Raw genomic sequence first — 18,012 nt, forward strand, 5'->3', positions numbered from 1 at the left:
ACTATGTTGCATTAATTTTAGTATTATTATTAATTAATACCCATAGAGGTCCATTTCCTACTGGATAACGTGCAATAAATTTTAATAAACCTGTTACTTGATTGATTTGATAGATACTTATAAAATTCGATTTTTGTCCAGCTATAACTAAATATTTTCCAAATTCATCAATGTCAAATGACCGTGGTTGTAGTTCTGTTTGTATTTGTGCAATGCGAGAAAGAATACCATTTTTTATATTTATTTTAAAAATAGAGATAATGCTTGTAGTTCTATCAGAAGCATACAAATATTGACCATTTGGTAATATACGAATTTCTGATGCCCACGGGGTTCCTTTAAAGCTAATAGGCATTAAATTAATATTTTGTAAATTTTTTATTGTATTACTATTATAATTAATAATCCATGTATTAATAGTACCATTTAGTTCATTGATACTATATAAATTAATATTATTTGGATGAAATATAATATGTCTAGGACCTGAATTATATTCAGTATGTACATATTTTTGATTTGGATTAGATACGATTGTTTTATCATAAAATATAAATAGATGAATTTTATTTTGTTTTAATGCGGATGTAAATAATATTTTTTGATCAAGGTCCATAATAGAACAATGACATCCAGCTAAATAATTAATTTGTTGATCAATTTTTATTGGATATCCTAATGCATTTAAAGAGATAATTATTATTGATCCTGAATGATATGAACTACAAATCATTTTTTGTCGATTGATATCAATAGAAATATAATTTATGGAATATGGTATTGAAAAATTACATATAGTTTTTAATATACCTGTTTTAGAAATTTTATAAGTAATAATACAATTATTTGAACGTAATCCTGCATAAAGTATATTTTTTTCTTTTAGAATACATAAAGGTTGTATTTTACCATGAATTTTAACAATTTGTATTAAATTTGCAATTCCGTTATTATTTAAATTCCAGACTTCAATTTGATTACTTTCTGGAGAAGCAATATAGATATTCTGATACATATTTTCCCTATTAATAATATGCACTTAATTTATATTTGATATAAAATATTTAATATTTTATAAATTTTAAATATTTGGGTATAATTTTTATACCCAAATGATAATTGATGTATTTCCATTATTAATATACATAATAATTATTGTTAATTGAATATATTATAATTTAGTATAATTTATTTTTTTTTTAATTAAATTTTCATAATTTTTTGATTTTTGAATATCAAATTGATTTTCCCATTTTGATATTACTAATACAGCTAAAGAATTTCCTATAACATTTAAAGCTGTTCTTGCCATATCCATTATTCGATCAACACCTGCTATAAACGCTAATCCTTCTAATGGAATACCTATACTACCTAAAGTAGCTAATAATACAACAAAGGATATTCCAGGAACACCTGCTACTCCTTTAGAAGTGATCATTAAAGTTACAACTAAAATAATTTCATTTAATAATGAAAGTTCAATATTATACAATTGTGTTATAAAAATAGCTGCTATACTTTGATATAATGTTGAACCATCTAAATTAAAAGAGTACCCTGCTGGTATTACAAAACTAGTAATTGATTTTGGTGCTCCATAATTTTGCATTTTTTCCATAATTTTAGGTAATACTGTTTCAGAGCTAGAAGTGGTGTATGCAAGCATTAATTCTTCTTTTAAAATTAAGATTAAAGTAGTTATTCGTAATTTACACAAACGAGCTACTGATCCTAATATACATAATGTAAATAATAGAATCGAAAAATATACTAATATTACTAATTTTGCTAAAGGTAACAATGATGTAAATCCAAAGTTAATTATAGTTAATGATATAAACGAAAATACACCTATAGGTGCATATTTCATAATCATATTAGTAACAGAAAACATAGTTTCAGAAATGGATTTGAACACATTTATCAAAGGTTCTTTTTTTTTGATTGATAATGATGACAAACCTAATCCAAATAAAACTGAAAAAAATATAATAGATAACATTTCATTCTTAGATATAGATAAAAAAATATTTTGTGGAATTAATGATAATATAATATGCATCAAGCTATGTGAATGTGTAGTATGTTGTAATGTGATTAATTTATATTTAGAGATATCTATAGTAGTTAATAGTGCCATATTTATTCCATAACCTGGCTTAAATATATTAGCTAAAGAAATTCCCACAATAATAGCTAATGTTGTCATGATTTCAAAATAAATAATAGTTTTAATTCCAATTCTTCCTAATTTTTTTGTATCACCAATTGAAGCAATTCCTACAATTAAAGTTGAAATAATAATTGGAACCACTATCATTTTTATTAAACTGGTAAATATATCTCCTGCTGGAATTAAAAAATTATTAATAAACCATTCTTGTTCTTTTTGTTGATTATGAAGAAAGGAACCTACAATAATTCCTAATAATAATGCAATAAAAATTTGCCAAGCAAGACCAATTTTAAATAATTTCATAAAATTTATTCCTTAATAGTATTATATTATATATTACATATTATTATATTTAATAAACATTATCTTAATAAGTAATAATAAAAAAGTTAATATTAATATATTTATAAGTTTATTTTTGTATTATTATTGATTTTATCAGATATTTACAAAATAAATATTTAGTTTAAATAATGTTATTAATTATTAAATATTTTAATATATTATTTTTCTTAAAGTATTATTTCCTTATTATTTTAATTATTTTTATAATATTATTTTTAATATAAAATTTTAAATTATATAATTTAAAAATATAAATAATATGTATTATATTTTTTTATATATATTAAAAATTAAAATATTTTTATGTATGATAAATAGATTTAATTATTATTAATAAAACTTTTAATAAATGTAATACACATACAATATTTATTTAATAATGAATAATTTTTTTATTAATAAAAACTAATAATTAATAAAAATTATTTTTATATATATTTATATATCAATAAACTAAATTTTATCAATATATGAAATATATTCTAAAATAATTAATATAAATTATTGAATTAATTCGATTGATGTACATATCAAATATTAATTTATAGTTAACTTTTTATTTTAATAAAAATAAAATATTGAATTAATATTAAATATAACATGTATAGTTAATCATAAATTAATAATAGAATGCATTATTGATTTGTATTGATACACATAGGTATTCTATTTTGATATAATAAGGTTATAAAATTTAAAATCCATTTTAATCTTTCTTGATTTTCATTTAAATTATGAATAAATTTTAATTTATTAGCATTTACTATATTCCAATTATTAGGTTCTGATTGTAATTTTTTAAATAACCAATTTAAATTTACACAATGAGTATTATGAAATATTAAAAAACCTTCTTTGTTATTAGAATAAATTTTTTTAATACCTATATTATTGGCTATTATACGAATAAAAGCAATAGTAATTAAATTTTTTACAGGATATGGCATAGTTCCATATTGATAAATTAATTCATTTTTAATTTTTTTTAGTTCTGTTTCTGAATTACATTCTGCAATTTTTTTATAAAAATTAATACGAGTATTTACATTAGAGACATACTCGGAAGATAATAATGCAGGAACATTGATTTCTATTTCAGGATGATATTGAATTAATTCTTGAAAAGTTCTTTTTTCTCCTAATTTATGCATATTGATTGCATGTGCTAACATTTCTTTATAAAAATGAAAACCAATTTTCCCCATATGACCACTTTGATCGTGACCTAAAATTTCTCCTATTCCTCTAATTTCTAAATCTTGATAAGATAAAGTTAAGCCATCTCCTACATTTTGAAAAGAATGAATAGAATACAGTCTTTTTTTTGCATCTTCATTAATATTTTTATAATTTTTTACTAATAAAAATGCATACGCTTGCTGATGTAAACGACCAATTCTTCCTCTTAATTGATGTAATTGAGACAATCCAAATTGATCAGCATCTTCAATAATCATAGTATTTGCATGTGGTATGTCTATACCTATTTCTATAATTGTTGTACAAACCAAAACATTAAAAATTTTATGACTAAAATCATACATAATTTGATTTAAATATTTTGCATGCATTTCTCCATGTCCAATTTTAATTTTTGCTTCTGGAATTAGTTTTGTTAGTGTTTTAGCTTTATTATTAATATTTTGAATTCTATTATAGATATAGTAAATTTGCCCTCCTCTTGAAATTTCTTGAAGAATAGTTTTCCGAATTAAATTTGTGTTATATTCTGTAACAATAGTTTTAATAGCTAATCTTTTATCAGGTGGAGTAGATATAATTGATAAATCTCGAATACCGTGTACAGCCATATTTAAAGTTCTTGGAATAGGAGTAGCTGTTAAAGTTAAAATATCAATATTAGTGAATAGTGATTTTATTTTTTCTTTATGTAATACTCCAAATCGATGTTCTTCATCTATTATTAATAATCCTAAATTAAACCATTGAATCTTTTTTGATAACATTTGATGAGTACCTATTAAAATATCTGTTTTTCCTTCTTTAACGTGTAATATTGATGATAATGTTTCTTTAGGAGTACATAATCTAGATAATTTATTTATTTGTATGGAAAAATCAGAAAAACGAGTAATAAAGTTATCATAATGTTGTTGTACTAATAGTGTTGTAGGTACTAAAATAGCTACTTGCTTTTTATTAGATACCGCAATAAAAGATGCTCTCATGGCTATTTCTGTTTTTCCAAATCCAACGTCTCCACAAATTAAACGATCCATTGGAATTGGAGTACTCATATCTTTCAATACTTCATAAATAACTTTTTTTTGATCAGGAGTTAATAGAAAAGGAAATTTATTACAAAATTGATCATATAGTTGTGAATTGATATTAAAATTAAATCCTATTTGATTTGCCCTATTAGCATAAGTATCTAATAACATTGCTGTAGAATCATATATTTTTTTTTCAATTTTTTTTCTTTCTCGAATCCATTGGTCACTTCCTAATTTATTTAATACAATATTTTTATTTGCAGTATGATACGCACTAATTAAATTTAATGATTGAATAGGAACATATAATTTAGCTTTATTAGCATATTCAATAATAAAATATTCATTATTTATTCCATTATTTTCTAAAATTATTAATCCTTGATATCTACCAATACCATGCTCAAAATGTACCACAAATTCATTATTATGAATTTCAAACCAATTTTTTTTAGTGTAATTCGTTTTTTTTGCTGTGTTCTCTAATAAAAAGCAATCAATTAATTGGTTTTTTTTAAAATCATTTTCACAAATAAAAGCAAAATTATTTTTTGTATCAATCAATCCATGTTCTCTTTCTTTAATAATAAAAAAATATCTTTTTAATAAATGAATTGTAAAAAATTGTTTCATGTGTAAATTATATATTTGTTGAAGTGATATATTACAACCAGATATTAATTTTAATAAAATATGGTAATGTTTTTTATGTTTTATAAAAAATATAATTTTTCCATTAAATTTGTTCAAAAATAATTTAAATTTTTGAATTTTTTTGTCGTTATTAAGTAAATATAACATATTTAATAATGTTGATTTTTAGTAAATATAAATTAGTTTTTTATTTGATATAATTCACTATTTTTCATGTAATGATATGGTTTACAATAAAAAAACAAACAATTGTGAAATTATTAATATTGATTGATTATAATCAATGAAATTTATCATTAAATATAATAGTAATAAAATTAAATATAATTAAATTTTAAAATTATTTATAATGTTTTTATATATATCGTATTAATATATATGATATGTATCATATATAAAATTCAATAAATCAAATTTTTTGTAAAATTAGTAAATTTAAAATTAGACATTATATTAAATTTATATTGATATTCAATAATATTTAAAACTAATAAATGTTTTTTTAAATTATTTTGTTACTATAAGTTCTATTTAATATTTTTGCAATACCATATTTATAATTGTTTTTTATTACCAATAAAATATCGATATTGTATATTATAAAATATTTTATTTAATAATTTAATATAAAATTATTATAAAATATTTTGACATTAAATAGATATATTATACGAAATTATTAATATACTGAAATTAATTAAATTTTATAAAATATATAGATATTTATATATATTTATATTAAATAAAAATTTTTTATGAAAGATATATTTATATATTTTAAACAAATATAATTAAAAAATTATTAATTTATAAAGAATAAATATTCTATAAATAAAATAATAAAAATATATAGTTATAGCAATTTAAATTAATTTAATTGATTTCATGTTTAAATTAATGATTATTACTCATAAATTATAAAATTTATTATTTCAATTTTTATTATTTAATAAATATATACATAAATGTATTATAAAAATAATAGAATTATAATTCATTTTTTTTAAATACATTTTTATTTAATTTATATAATTTAATTTTTTAAATTTAATTAATAAATAATTAAATTGATTAATCATTTAATTTTTAATTATTGAAATTGAATTAACTTTTAAAAATATTAATAAATAAAATAATTAATTATTTTATATATATATAATATATAAATTAAATTTACTAATATAATATTATTTATTGTAAATAATAATAACATAAACACAATGATAAAAAATGATTTTTTTTATTATTTAATAAAAAATAAAATTTTTATTTAATTTACTTTAATTTATAATAAAAAGTTTAATTAATAATTAATATTTTAAATAATTTATAATATAAATTGTTTAAAAGTATGATTCAAAAATTATTTATCAAATATGTAACATATATAAAATACAAAAAGATATGAAATAATAATTCAATAACTTATAACTATATTATAGAAAAGTAAATGAATTGAAATATAATTTAAAAAATTAATTGTTACTATTTATTTTAAATGTAATAAAAATAAAAAACTAGTTTTTAATCTTTAATTACCATTTATTATATATAATTACAATAAATTATATAATGATTAAATAATTCAATTATATAGTAATTAAAAAATAATTATATAATTATGAATGTATATATATATGATTTTTAAAATAATGTCAATTTTTACATAAATAATATATTTAAGTACATACTTAATTTATTTTTTTTATATATATAAATATATATACTATTAATTTAACAATATTATTAATTAATATTAAGAATATAAACATAATTAATTATAATTTTATAAATAATTAATCAAAATTAGTTTTAAATTTTATTAATATTAATATATAATTTAACTAATAATATAGTTTATTACAAAATACATTTTTTAAAAATTTTAATATAATATAAAATTTATCATATAAAAATATTTATAATATGTTATGTAAAATATTTTTAATATAATTTTATTTTTATTGAAACAAAATAGAATGTATATTCTAAAAATAATACAACTAATTATATAAAATATTTATTTATTTTTATAATATATTATAAAAATTCAATTAATTACTTTTCATATAAATTTCTGGTGATATTTATGACTATAAAAATAGGAATTAATGGTTTTGGTAGAATTGGTAGAATTATTTTTAGACTAGCTCAACATCGTTCTGATATTGAAGTTGTTGCTATTAATGATTTAATTGATATAAACTATATAGCTTACATGTTGAAGTATGATTCTACTCATGGTTGTTTTAAAGAAAAAATTAATATAGATAACAATTATTTGATTCTTAATGGGAAAAAAATTCGTATAACTACTGAAAAACACCCTGAAAAATTGATGTGGGATGAATTAGATACTGATGTTGTAGTAGAATCTACAGGTCTTTTTTTAACTAGTAAAATGGCTCATCAACATATTATTGCAGGAGCAAAAAAAGTAATTATTACAGGTCCATCTCAAGATGATACACCTATGTTCGTTCGAGGTGTTAATTTTAATTCATATAAAGGACAGAGTATTGTTTCTAATGCATCTTGTACAACTAATTGTTTAGCTCCTTTAGCTAAAATTATACATAAACATTTTTATATTATAGAAGGGTTGATGACTACTGTACATGCTACAACAGCAACACAAAAAACAGTAGATGGACCTTCTTATAAAGATTGGAGAGGAGGAAGAGGGATTTTACAGAATATTATTCCATCTTCTACTGGAGCAGCAAAAGCTGTAGGAAAAGTATTACCAGAGCTAAAAGGAAAATTAACAGGTATTGCTTTTCGTGTTCCTGTTTCTAATGTATCAGTTGTAGATTTAACAGTACGCATTCAAAAATCAGTTACATATAAAGAATTATGTGATGTAATTAAAAAAGCTGCATTAGAAGAAATGAAAGGTGTATTAGGATATACAGAAGAAGAAGTTGTATCTAGTGATTTTAATTCATGTGAATTAACATCGATTTTTGATTCTAAAGCGAGTATAGCTTTAAATAATAATTTTTTTAAATTAGTTTCGTGGTATGATAATGAAATGGCTTATTCTAGTAAAGTATTAGATTTAGTTAGTTTAATTCATTCTTATTAGTTAATTAAAATGATAATGATAGCACATTTATACATTTTTTAATCATACTAAAAAAGTTAAGTGTTATATAAATTACTAAAATAGTTAATGTTTTTAATTTTAAAATTTTATAAATTATAAAATATATTCATATCTTTAATATATTTATATTTATTTTATTATATTTTAAATTATTATTTTAATGTAATTAATGTAATTAAAGATTTGTAATCTTAAAATAAAAATATTAGATATTGTTAAATAAATCATATTTCTATATAGTAATACTATTTAATAATATTAATAAATTATATTTATGAAAAAATTATTAAATTTAGAATTTAATTCTATGATTTATATTAATAAAATAATAATAAATATATATTTATTTTTAAAAATATATTATTTAATAATAAAGTTATTTAGATGTATATATATATATATTAGTTAATTAATATAAGAACATTTAATATATATATTATAAATTTCAATTAAATTTTTAATTTAGATAAATCATTTCATAGATTACTTTTTAGTTAATCTATGAAATGAAATGTTATAATTAATATATATATATATTTAAAATAACATTTTTATTTATTTTTAAATGTATAGATTTCATCAGTGATTTGATTAACCCAAGATTTAACTCTTTGAAAACTTAATTCTGGTTGTCTATCTTGATCTAATACTAATCCGTAAAAAAAATTATTATTTAGCATAGCTTTAGAAGAAATATAAGAATATCCAGCAATAGGCCATTTTCCTACTAGTGTGATGTTTTTATATTTAATTTCATTATATAATATACCTATAGCATCGCAAAAATATTCTGAATAATCTTCCTGATCACCACATCCAAATAATGCTATAATTTTATTATCAAGATTTGTTTTTCTAAGTGTAGGTAAGAAATCTTCCCAATCACATTGAATTTCTCCATAATACCAAGTAGGTACACCAAAGATTAAAGTAGAAAAAGATTCTAAATCTGCTTGAGAAGAATTAGATATATCATGAATTTTTACTACGTTTGGTTTGAATTCGTCATGAATTAAATATGCTATTGATTCTGTATTTCCAGTATCACTTCCAAAAAAAATTCCAATATCTTTCATATATTCAATTACCATTCATAAATATTTATAATGCTTAAATTATAATCTATTAAAAATAATAATGTATGTAATTATAATTAATTATATTGTTATATATTAAATAATTTTTTAAATGTCTAATATTAATTAGATGATTATTACTATAATAATGTGTAATTAATATCATATATTTATATGATTAAATAATCAGATTCAGTTACAAATTGTGATAAAAATATTCTGTTACAAACATAAATTTTATATCATTTTATGGATTAAAAAAATGATGTATTGATATTATTTTTAATATAAAAATTTTTTATTTTATTAAATATAAATATATATTTTATTTTATTTTTATATTAATTTTATTAAAATTTAATTTTAATATGTCTGTTTATTTTAATATATTCAATGTATATATATAAAAAAATGTTTTATTATAAACGTATATTAAGCAATTATTATTAATAATATGAAATATCATAATTTAGTTTGGTTTCGAAACGACTTAAGAGTTCAAGATAATTCCGCTTTACATTTTGCTTGTAAAAATAAAACTGATATAGTCTCTGCTTTATTTATAGCTACTCCTAAACAATGGTTACAACATAATGATTCTCCAAAAAAAATTTTTTTTATTTACCAACATTTAATTTTATTAAAAAAAAAATTGAATCATTTAGGAATTAATTTATATTATCATCAAACTGACTATTTCAAAGATGTTATAGAATATATATTACAGTTTTCTTTAAAAAATAAAGTTAATCAAATATTTTATAATTATCAATATGAAATTAATGAAAAAAAAAGAGATCAATTAATTGAAAAATCATTATTACAAAATAATATTCACACCTATGGTTTTCATGATAGTGTTATATTTCATCCTAAATCTATTAAAAACAAATTTGAAATTACATATAAAAATTTTTCTCCTTTTAGAAAAAAAATAATAATAAAGTTAAAAAAAAACATTCCAGTATGTTACCCTTCTCCAATAATAAGATCTAATAGTATAATTCAATTACAACCAGGTATTGAATATTTTAATTTTCCTTTTGAAAAGATTGATCTTTCTAGTTTTCCTATAGGAGAAGAAATTGCATTACTAAGATTACAAAATTTTTGTAAATATAGTGTTGAAAACTATGTTAATACAAGAAATGGTTTATTTTATAATACAACAAGCTGTTTATCATCTTATTTAAATATAGGAGTATTGTCTGCTAGACAATGTATTAATTATTTAATATATAATTATCCTAATATTTTATATTCAAATTATGAAAATAATTGGTTAACTCAATTGATATGGCGAGAATTTTATAAACATTTATTAGAAGGTTATTCATTATTAAGTAAAAATCAATCTAATTGTAATTGGGAAAGAAATATTATTTGGAATCATGACAAACATCATTTATTTGCATGGAAAAATGGTATAACAGGATATCCAATTATTGATGCTGGAATGAGACAATTAAATCAATTTGGTTGGATTAGTAATAGAATGAGAATGATAACAGCTAGTTTTTTAGTTAAACATTTACTTATTGATTGGAGAAAAGGAGAAAAATATTTTATGTCAAAACTAATTGATGGTAGTTTAGCAGAAAATAACGGAGGATGGCAGTGGATTGCATCGGTTGGAACAGATTCTATCCCTTATTTTAGAATATTTAATCCTATTCTACAATCGCAAAAATTTGATCCTAATTGTGAATATATTAAAACTATGATACCTGAATTAGATAATACATCTAATAATTATATACATAATCCTATTTTTAGAATAAAACAAAATTGTAATAAATCCAATTATCCAAAACCAATCATTAATCATTGTACTGCTAGAAAAAATACATTATTAATATTTTCTAATGCACGAAACAAAAAATAAACATTTATAAATAGGAGTGATAAAAATGAAAAATTTTATATTAGAAAAGATTATCAATCAAAAATTAAATAAAATGCAATTTAATGATTGTGTTCCTAATGGTCTACAAATAGAGGGATGTCAAGATGTAACTAAAATCATTACAGGAGTTACAGCATGTCAAGAATTATTAAATATTGCTGTTAAAAAAGAAGCTCAAGGAATTATAGTTCATCATGGTTATTTTTGGGATAATGAATCAAAAATCATTCATGGAATGAAAAAAAATAGATTAAAAACTATATTAACTAATAATATAAATTTATACAGTTGGCATTTACCCTTGGATTTTCATCCAGAATTAGGAAATAATGTTCAAATAGCTCAACAATTAAATATTGAAGTATTAGGTTCATTATCTAAATTTTTACTTTGGGGAAAATTTAAATCTACTATTACTGGATTAGAATTAGTGGAAAAAATTACCCAGAAATTTGGTAGAGTACCTTTTTATTGTCATAATAATAATCAAAAAAATATTAGTTCGGTTGCTTGGTGTAGTGGTAAAGGACAATCTTTTATATATGATGCAGCTGCATATCATATGGATGCATTTATTACTGGAGAAATGTCTGAAGATACTATACATTGTGCAAGAGAAAATGGATTAGATTTTTTTTCTATTGGGCATCATGCTAGTGAAAAGTTTGGAATTAAAGCTGTTAATGATTGGTTAATTGAACAATATCAATTAGATTGTACTTTCATAGATATTGAAAATTTTGCTTGATATTATTTTTTATAATTGAAATTTTAAAATAATTATAAAATTTATTATTAAATAATTAATATTTATACATATGTATTGTTTTTATATATATACATACTATATTACAGTGACTTATTTTATATTAAATATAAATTAAAATCATATAAGATAATTTAATTATAAATTAATCAATTATATAGATATATATAATTTATAGTAAAATATACTTATATATATGAATTAATTAACATAAAAATAACTAATTATATGAAGAAAGGACAATATAATAATGATAAGAAATGAAATTGATCACAGTGTTGATTTCTCTTTTCTCACTGGAAATAATATAATTTATCTTGAATACTTGTATTTTAATTTTTTAGAAAATAAAAATTTAGTTCATAATAGTTGGCATAATTTTTTTTTTACAGTATCAATGAATCATAAAAAACAATATTCCTTATTAAATTTAAGAAAAGAAAAAATATGTATAGAGGATGAAAAATCAAATAATACTTTGTCTAATAATAATTATAACTATGATTTATTATTTGACAAAATTAGTTCTTTAATTTATGCGTTTCGATCATATGGTTATCAGTATTCTGATATAGATCCATTAAAATTACAAAAAATAAATATACGTACAGATTTAGAATTATCTACATATAATTTTTCTGAAATAGATTTACATCGAGAATTAATTAATAAACAGTATATTACTTCTTATGTAACTTCTAATATATATAATTTATATAAAAAATTAGTTGACATTTATTGCCAATCAATTGGTTTTGAATATATGCATATTAATGATGATAAAGAAAAAATATGGTTACAAAAACACATTGAATCAAAAGATCTAATTTTTTGTTTAACCGCAAATGAAAAAAAACATATTTTAAAAAAATTAATTCAAGCTGAATCTTTAGAACAATTTCTCGCTAAAACTTTTCCAAGTACTAAAAGATTTTCTTTAGAAGGAGCTGAAACTTTAATTCCTATTTTAGATGAAATATGTCAATCTACAAAAAATAATCAAATTAATAAAATTGTATTTGGTATGGCTCATAGAGGAAGATTAAATGTTTTAGTAAATATATTAGGGAAAAAATATGAAGATTTATTTTATGAATTTCAATATAATTATTATGATCTTCATAAAAGTGGTGATGTGAAATATCATGCAGGATATAATTCTAAAATGAATATTCATGTAAACAAGACAATAGAATTATCTTTACAATGTAATCCATCTCATTTAGAAACTATTCATCCAGTAGTTATGGGTACTGTCCGAGCTGATCTCTATAATAATAAATCAAATAACTACAATACAATTATACCGATAGCTATTCATGGAGATGCTTCAATTAGTGGCCAAGGTATAATTCAAGAAACATTAAATATGTCTCAAACTCAAGCATATACAGTCGGAGGCACTATTCATATAATTATTAATAATCAAATAGGATTTACTACATCTAATAAATATGAATTAAGATCCAGTCATTATTGTAGTGAAATTGGAAAAATGATACAATCTCCAATTTTTCATGTTAATACTGATGATCCAGAGGCAGCGATATTTGCTATACGATTGGCTGTAAATTTCCGATTAAAATTTAATCGAGATGTATTTATAAATTTAGTATGTTATAGAAGAAATGGACATAATGAAGTAGATGATCCATCTATTACTCAACCAGTTATGTATAATAAAATCAAATCACATAAAACTATTACTGATTTATTTTTTAAAAAATTAATTAAATTAAAGATTATACATAATAATGATAAAGAAATATTAAATAATACGTTTCAAACGAAATTACAATTAGCGTATGAAAAATCTTTAAAAAAAGCAATTGTGCATGAAAATAAAGAATTTACTAAAAAAAATATCTTAATATATAATGATTCAATAAATAAAAGTAATTACATTCAATTAAAATACTTAAAAAAATTAGCTATACAAATTAATCAATTACCTAGTAATATTAATTGTCATAAAAAAATAAAAAAAATTTATCAAGATAGAATTGATATGGCAATAGGGAATAAATTATTTGATTGGGGAGCTAGTGAAATTTTAGCTTACGCTACTATTTTAAATCAAAAAATATCATGTAGAATATCTGGAGAAGATACATGTAGAGGTACATTTTTTCATAGACATGCAATTATTTACGATCAAATAAATAATTCTACTTATATTCCTTTGCAAAATATTAATTCTAATCAAGGTGTTTTTAATATTTATAACTCAGTGTTATCTGAAGAATCTACATTAGCTTTTGAATATGGATTTTCTACCAATGTTAGAAATACATTAACAATTTGGGAGGCACAATTTGGTGATTTTTCTAATGTAGCACAAGTAATTATAGACCAATTTATTAGTTCTGGAGAACAAAAATGGGGGTTGTATTGTAATTTGGTATTATTTTTACCACATGGATATGAAGGACAAGGTCCAGAACATTCTTCTGCTCGTATAGAAAGATTTCTGCAATTATGTGCTGAAGATAATATACAAGTTTGCATACCTTCAACTAGTGGACAAATGTATCATTTAATACGTCGTCAAGCTTTTCAAATTGTTAAAAAGCCATTAATTATTTTTACTCCCAAATCTCTTTTACGATATCAATATTCTTGTTCTCCTATTCAAGTTCTAGTAAATGGAAAATTCGAAAAAGTAATTTGTGAACAAGAGATTGAAAAAAATAAAACTATTATTCAAAGAATTATTGTATGTTCAGGTAAAATATATTTTGACTTATGCGAACAAAGAAAAACAAATAAACAAAACAATATATTAATTTTACGAATTGAACAATTATATCCATTTCCAATAGATGAATTTACAAAAATTATAAAATTATATAACAATATAAAAGATTTCGTATGGTGTCAAGAAGAACCAAGAAATCAAGGAGCATGGCAATTTATAAAAAACTATTTACATGAAATCATTTCCAAAAATGCTACAATACGATATGTTGGTCGTCCTGAGTCTGCTGCTACAGCAACTGGTTATATTTATATTCATCGAAAACAACAGAAAAAGTTAATTGATGATGCTTTAAATATTAAAACAATAGAAGAACAATAGATATGAAAAATATAGATATTCTAGTACCAGAATTACCAGATTCAATTAGTGATGCAACTGTATCTTTATGGCATAAAAAAATAGGGGATTCAGTTAAAACTAATGAATTAATAGTAGATATCGAAACAGATAAAATTATGTTAGAAGTAGTTTCATCTACTAATGGAATTTTACATAAAATATTAGAAATAGAAGGAAATATTGTAAGATCTAGACAAAAATTAGGAATTATTCAACCGTTATTGATAGATGCTTCTCAAAACAAAAATAATATTTTAACTAATGATTACTCTAATAATGATGTTATTAATAATAAAGTTAAAAATAATATTAATACAGATAATATTACACCAACAATTAGAAAATTAATAAAAACTCATAATTTAAATTCAGATTCTATTGCAAATAGGACAGGAGTTAAAGGAAGAATAACTCGACAAGATGTTCATAACTATCTTGAACAAGAAAATATATACAATATTCAAAATAAATTAAATAATACAGTAATAAACAATGACACAAAATTAATAGAAAGAAAGAAAACTGTAGTACCTATGAGTAGATTACGTCAAAGAATATCTGAAAGATTACTGGAAACTAAAAACAATACTGCTATGTTAACAACATTTAATGAAGTTAACATGCAACCAATAATTCAAATACGAAAACAATACGGTGAAAATTTTAAAAAAAAATATAATATAAAATTAGGTTTTATGTCTTTCTATGTAAAAGCTGTGATTGAAGCGTTAAAACGTTATCCAGATATTAATGCTTCAATTCATAATAAAGATATTATTTATTATAATTATTATGATATTAATATTGCTATTTCTACTCCTAGAGGGTTAATCACTCCTGTTTTAAAAGATGCTGATAAAATGAGTATGTATGTTATTGAAACAAATATTAAAGAATATGTTTCCAAAAGTTTATTAGGGAAAATTAGTATAGAAGAACTAACTGGAGGAACTTTTACTATTACTAATGGTGGAACATTTGGATCATTAATGTCTACTCCAATTATTAATCCTCCTCAAACTGGAATATTAGGCATTCATGCAATTAAAAATCGTCCAATGGCAATTAATGATGAAATTAAAATTTTACCTATGATGTATCTAGCATTATCTTATGATCATCGTTTAATTGATGGGAAAATAGCCGTACAATTTTTAGTTACTATTAAAGATTTATTAGAAGACTTTTCTCGTCTAATATTAGAAATATGATAATTTATATTGTACAATAGTCGTATTTTTTTTTATATATGTGTATATAATAGTCTTATGGAATTATTTGCTTATTAAGTATTAACATACTAATTTATGTTAATACTTAAAATAAAAATGGTGTTATATACTAAAAATATATTTTTAACAAAAATTGCATTTAGTATAAATATTTTTTTTAGTATATTCAATTCATACTATAAAAATATTTTATATATATCATACTTTTTACTAAGGTAATATATTTATATTAATATATTAGTTACTATTTTATTACTATTAATAATAGTAACTTTCTTTTTAAATTTTTAATATATGAAAATAAATATTTTATAACATATTTATATATTATTAATATTTAACTCGTATCGTAACAGACAATATTACTTAATAAATTTTATATGTATCAAAATAGGAATAATACTATGTCAACTCATAAATTAGTTTTAATTAGACATGGAGAAAGTGAATGGAATCAATTAAATAAATTTACTGGATGGTATGATTCTAAGTTGTCTAAAAAAGGTGAAAATGAAGCTCTGTTAGCAGCAAAAATATTGCAATTAAATGGATTTTCATTTGATTTTACATATACATCTATGCTACAAAGAGCAATACATACATTATGGATTATATTAAAAAAACTTAATCAATCTTGGGTACCAGTTGAAAAATCTTGGAGATTAAACGAAAGACATTACGGATTATTACAAGGATTAAATAAATCAGACACTGAATTAAAATATGGAGAAAAACAAGTACATTTATGGAGAAGAAGTTATAGTACTATTCCTCCAGCAATAAATATTTCTGATCCTCAATTTCCAGGAAATGATCCACGATATTCACATATTATATTTAATTATTTGCCGGTAGCAGAAAGTTTAGAATTAACTTTAAAAAGAGTACTTCCATATTGGATCAACGTGATAAAAAATAGATTAAAAAATAATCAAAAAATATTAATTGTAGCACATGGTAATTCTATTAGAGCATTAATAAAATATTTAAGTAATATTAGTGATGAAAAAATTGTTGACATTAATATTCCAACAGGAATACCCATTATTTATGAATTTACAAAATTAGTTGTTCCAATAAAATACTATTATTTAACTAATTCAAGTACAAGTTCAGTATTATAATTACTTGTAATGATATAATTTATATATGAATTAATTAAATAATATTTAATATGTATATTTTATATAATTAATTAATCTATAATTTTGATTTTAATCATAAAAAAAAATATATAATTTGAGTAATAATCATTAATTGATTTTTTAAAAATTATTAAAAAACATTTAAATTTATTAGTGTAATAAATATATAAATTAATTAAATATATTTAAAATATACATAATTGATTATAAAATATAATATATATATATATTTTATATAAAAATATATAATTAATTAAAATTAA

At 20.2% G+C, this 18,012-nt stretch carries 10 protein-coding genes; 6 read left to right on the forward strand and 4 right to left on the reverse strand.

What is annotated here, in order from left to right:
* Position 1 precedes the first annotated feature (1 nt).
* The 3 genes from AB4W75_RS01330 to mfd form a co-directional block, all read right to left on the reverse strand.
* Positions 2-1,015, reverse strand: coding sequence for a beta-propeller fold lactonase family protein (locus AB4W75_RS01330; RefSeq protein WP_367679185.1), 1,014 nt, complete (start codon positions 1,013-1,015; stop codon positions 2-4).
* 156 nt (positions 1,016-1,171) lie between these two features.
* Positions 1,172-2,482 carry a glutamate/aspartate:proton symporter GltP gene (gltP, locus tag AB4W75_RS01335; protein ID WP_367679186.1) on the reverse strand — a complete coding sequence of 437 codons (1,311 nt, stop codon included), beginning with the start codon at positions 2,480-2,482 and terminating at the stop codon, positions 1,172-1,174.
* A 677-nt stretch (positions 2,483-3,159) separates the two neighbouring features.
* Positions 3,160-5,511, reverse strand: a complete 2,352-nt coding sequence (gene mfd / locus AB4W75_RS01340) for a transcription-repair coupling factor (protein WP_367679187.1) — start codon at positions 5,509-5,511, stop codon at positions 3,160-3,162.
* Positions 5,512-7,504: 1,993 nt separating this feature from the next.
* Between mfd and gap the strand changes: the two genes are divergently transcribed.
* The gene (gene gap / locus AB4W75_RS01345) at positions 7,505-8,503 is read left to right on the forward strand and encodes a type I glyceraldehyde-3-phosphate dehydrogenase (RefSeq protein ID WP_367679188.1); all 999 of its coding nucleotides are present in this window, start codon (positions 7,505-7,507) and stop codon (positions 8,501-8,503) included.
* Positions 8,504-9,075: 572 nt separating this feature from the next.
* On the opposite strand, the gene fldA is transcribed toward gap, so the two are convergent.
* On the reverse strand, positions 9,076-9,600 hold the full coding sequence (gene fldA, locus AB4W75_RS01350; protein ID WP_367679189.1) for a flavodoxin FldA: 525 nt from the start codon (positions 9,598-9,600) through the stop codon (positions 9,076-9,078).
* A gap of 454 nt (positions 9,601-10,054) precedes the next feature.
* On the opposite strand from fldA, the gene phrB reads away from it, so the two are divergent.
* The 5 genes from phrB to gpmA all read left to right on the forward strand — a co-directional run bounded on the left by phrB (position 10,055) and on the right by gpmA (position 17,728).
* Positions 10,055-11,485, forward strand: a complete 1,431-nt coding sequence (gene phrB / locus AB4W75_RS01355; protein ID WP_367679190.1) for a deoxyribodipyrimidine photo-lyase — start codon at positions 10,055-10,057, stop codon at positions 11,483-11,485.
* A gap of 25 nt (positions 11,486-11,510) precedes the next feature.
* Entirely contained in the window at positions 11,511-12,254 is a 744-nt protein-coding gene (locus AB4W75_RS01360; RefSeq protein ID WP_367679191.1) for a Nif3-like dinuclear metal center hexameric protein, read from the forward strand.
* A gap of 268 nt (positions 12,255-12,522) precedes the next feature.
* On the forward strand, positions 12,523-15,351 hold the full coding sequence (locus AB4W75_RS01365; RefSeq protein ID WP_367679192.1) for a 2-oxoglutarate dehydrogenase E1 component: 2,829 nt from the start codon (positions 12,523-12,525) through the stop codon (positions 15,349-15,351).
* 2 nt (positions 15,352-15,353) lie between these two features.
* Positions 15,354-16,583, forward strand: a complete 1,230-nt coding sequence (gene sucB, locus AB4W75_RS01370) for a dihydrolipoyllysine-residue succinyltransferase (RefSeq protein WP_367679193.1) — start codon at positions 15,354-15,356, stop codon at positions 16,581-16,583.
* Between the two features lie 425 nt (positions 16,584-17,008).
* A complete protein-coding gene (gene gpmA, locus AB4W75_RS01375) occupies positions 17,009-17,728 on the forward strand; it encodes a 2,3-diphosphoglycerate-dependent phosphoglycerate mutase (RefSeq protein WP_367679194.1) in 720 nt (239 codons plus the stop codon).
* Positions 17,729-18,012: the final 284 nt, after the last annotated feature.

This window comes from Buchnera aphidicola (Eriosoma lanigerum) (genome assembly GCF_964059125.1).
Classification (GTDB): domain Bacteria; phylum Pseudomonadota; class Gammaproteobacteria; order Enterobacterales; family Enterobacteriaceae; genus Buchnera_D; species Buchnera_D aphidicola_C.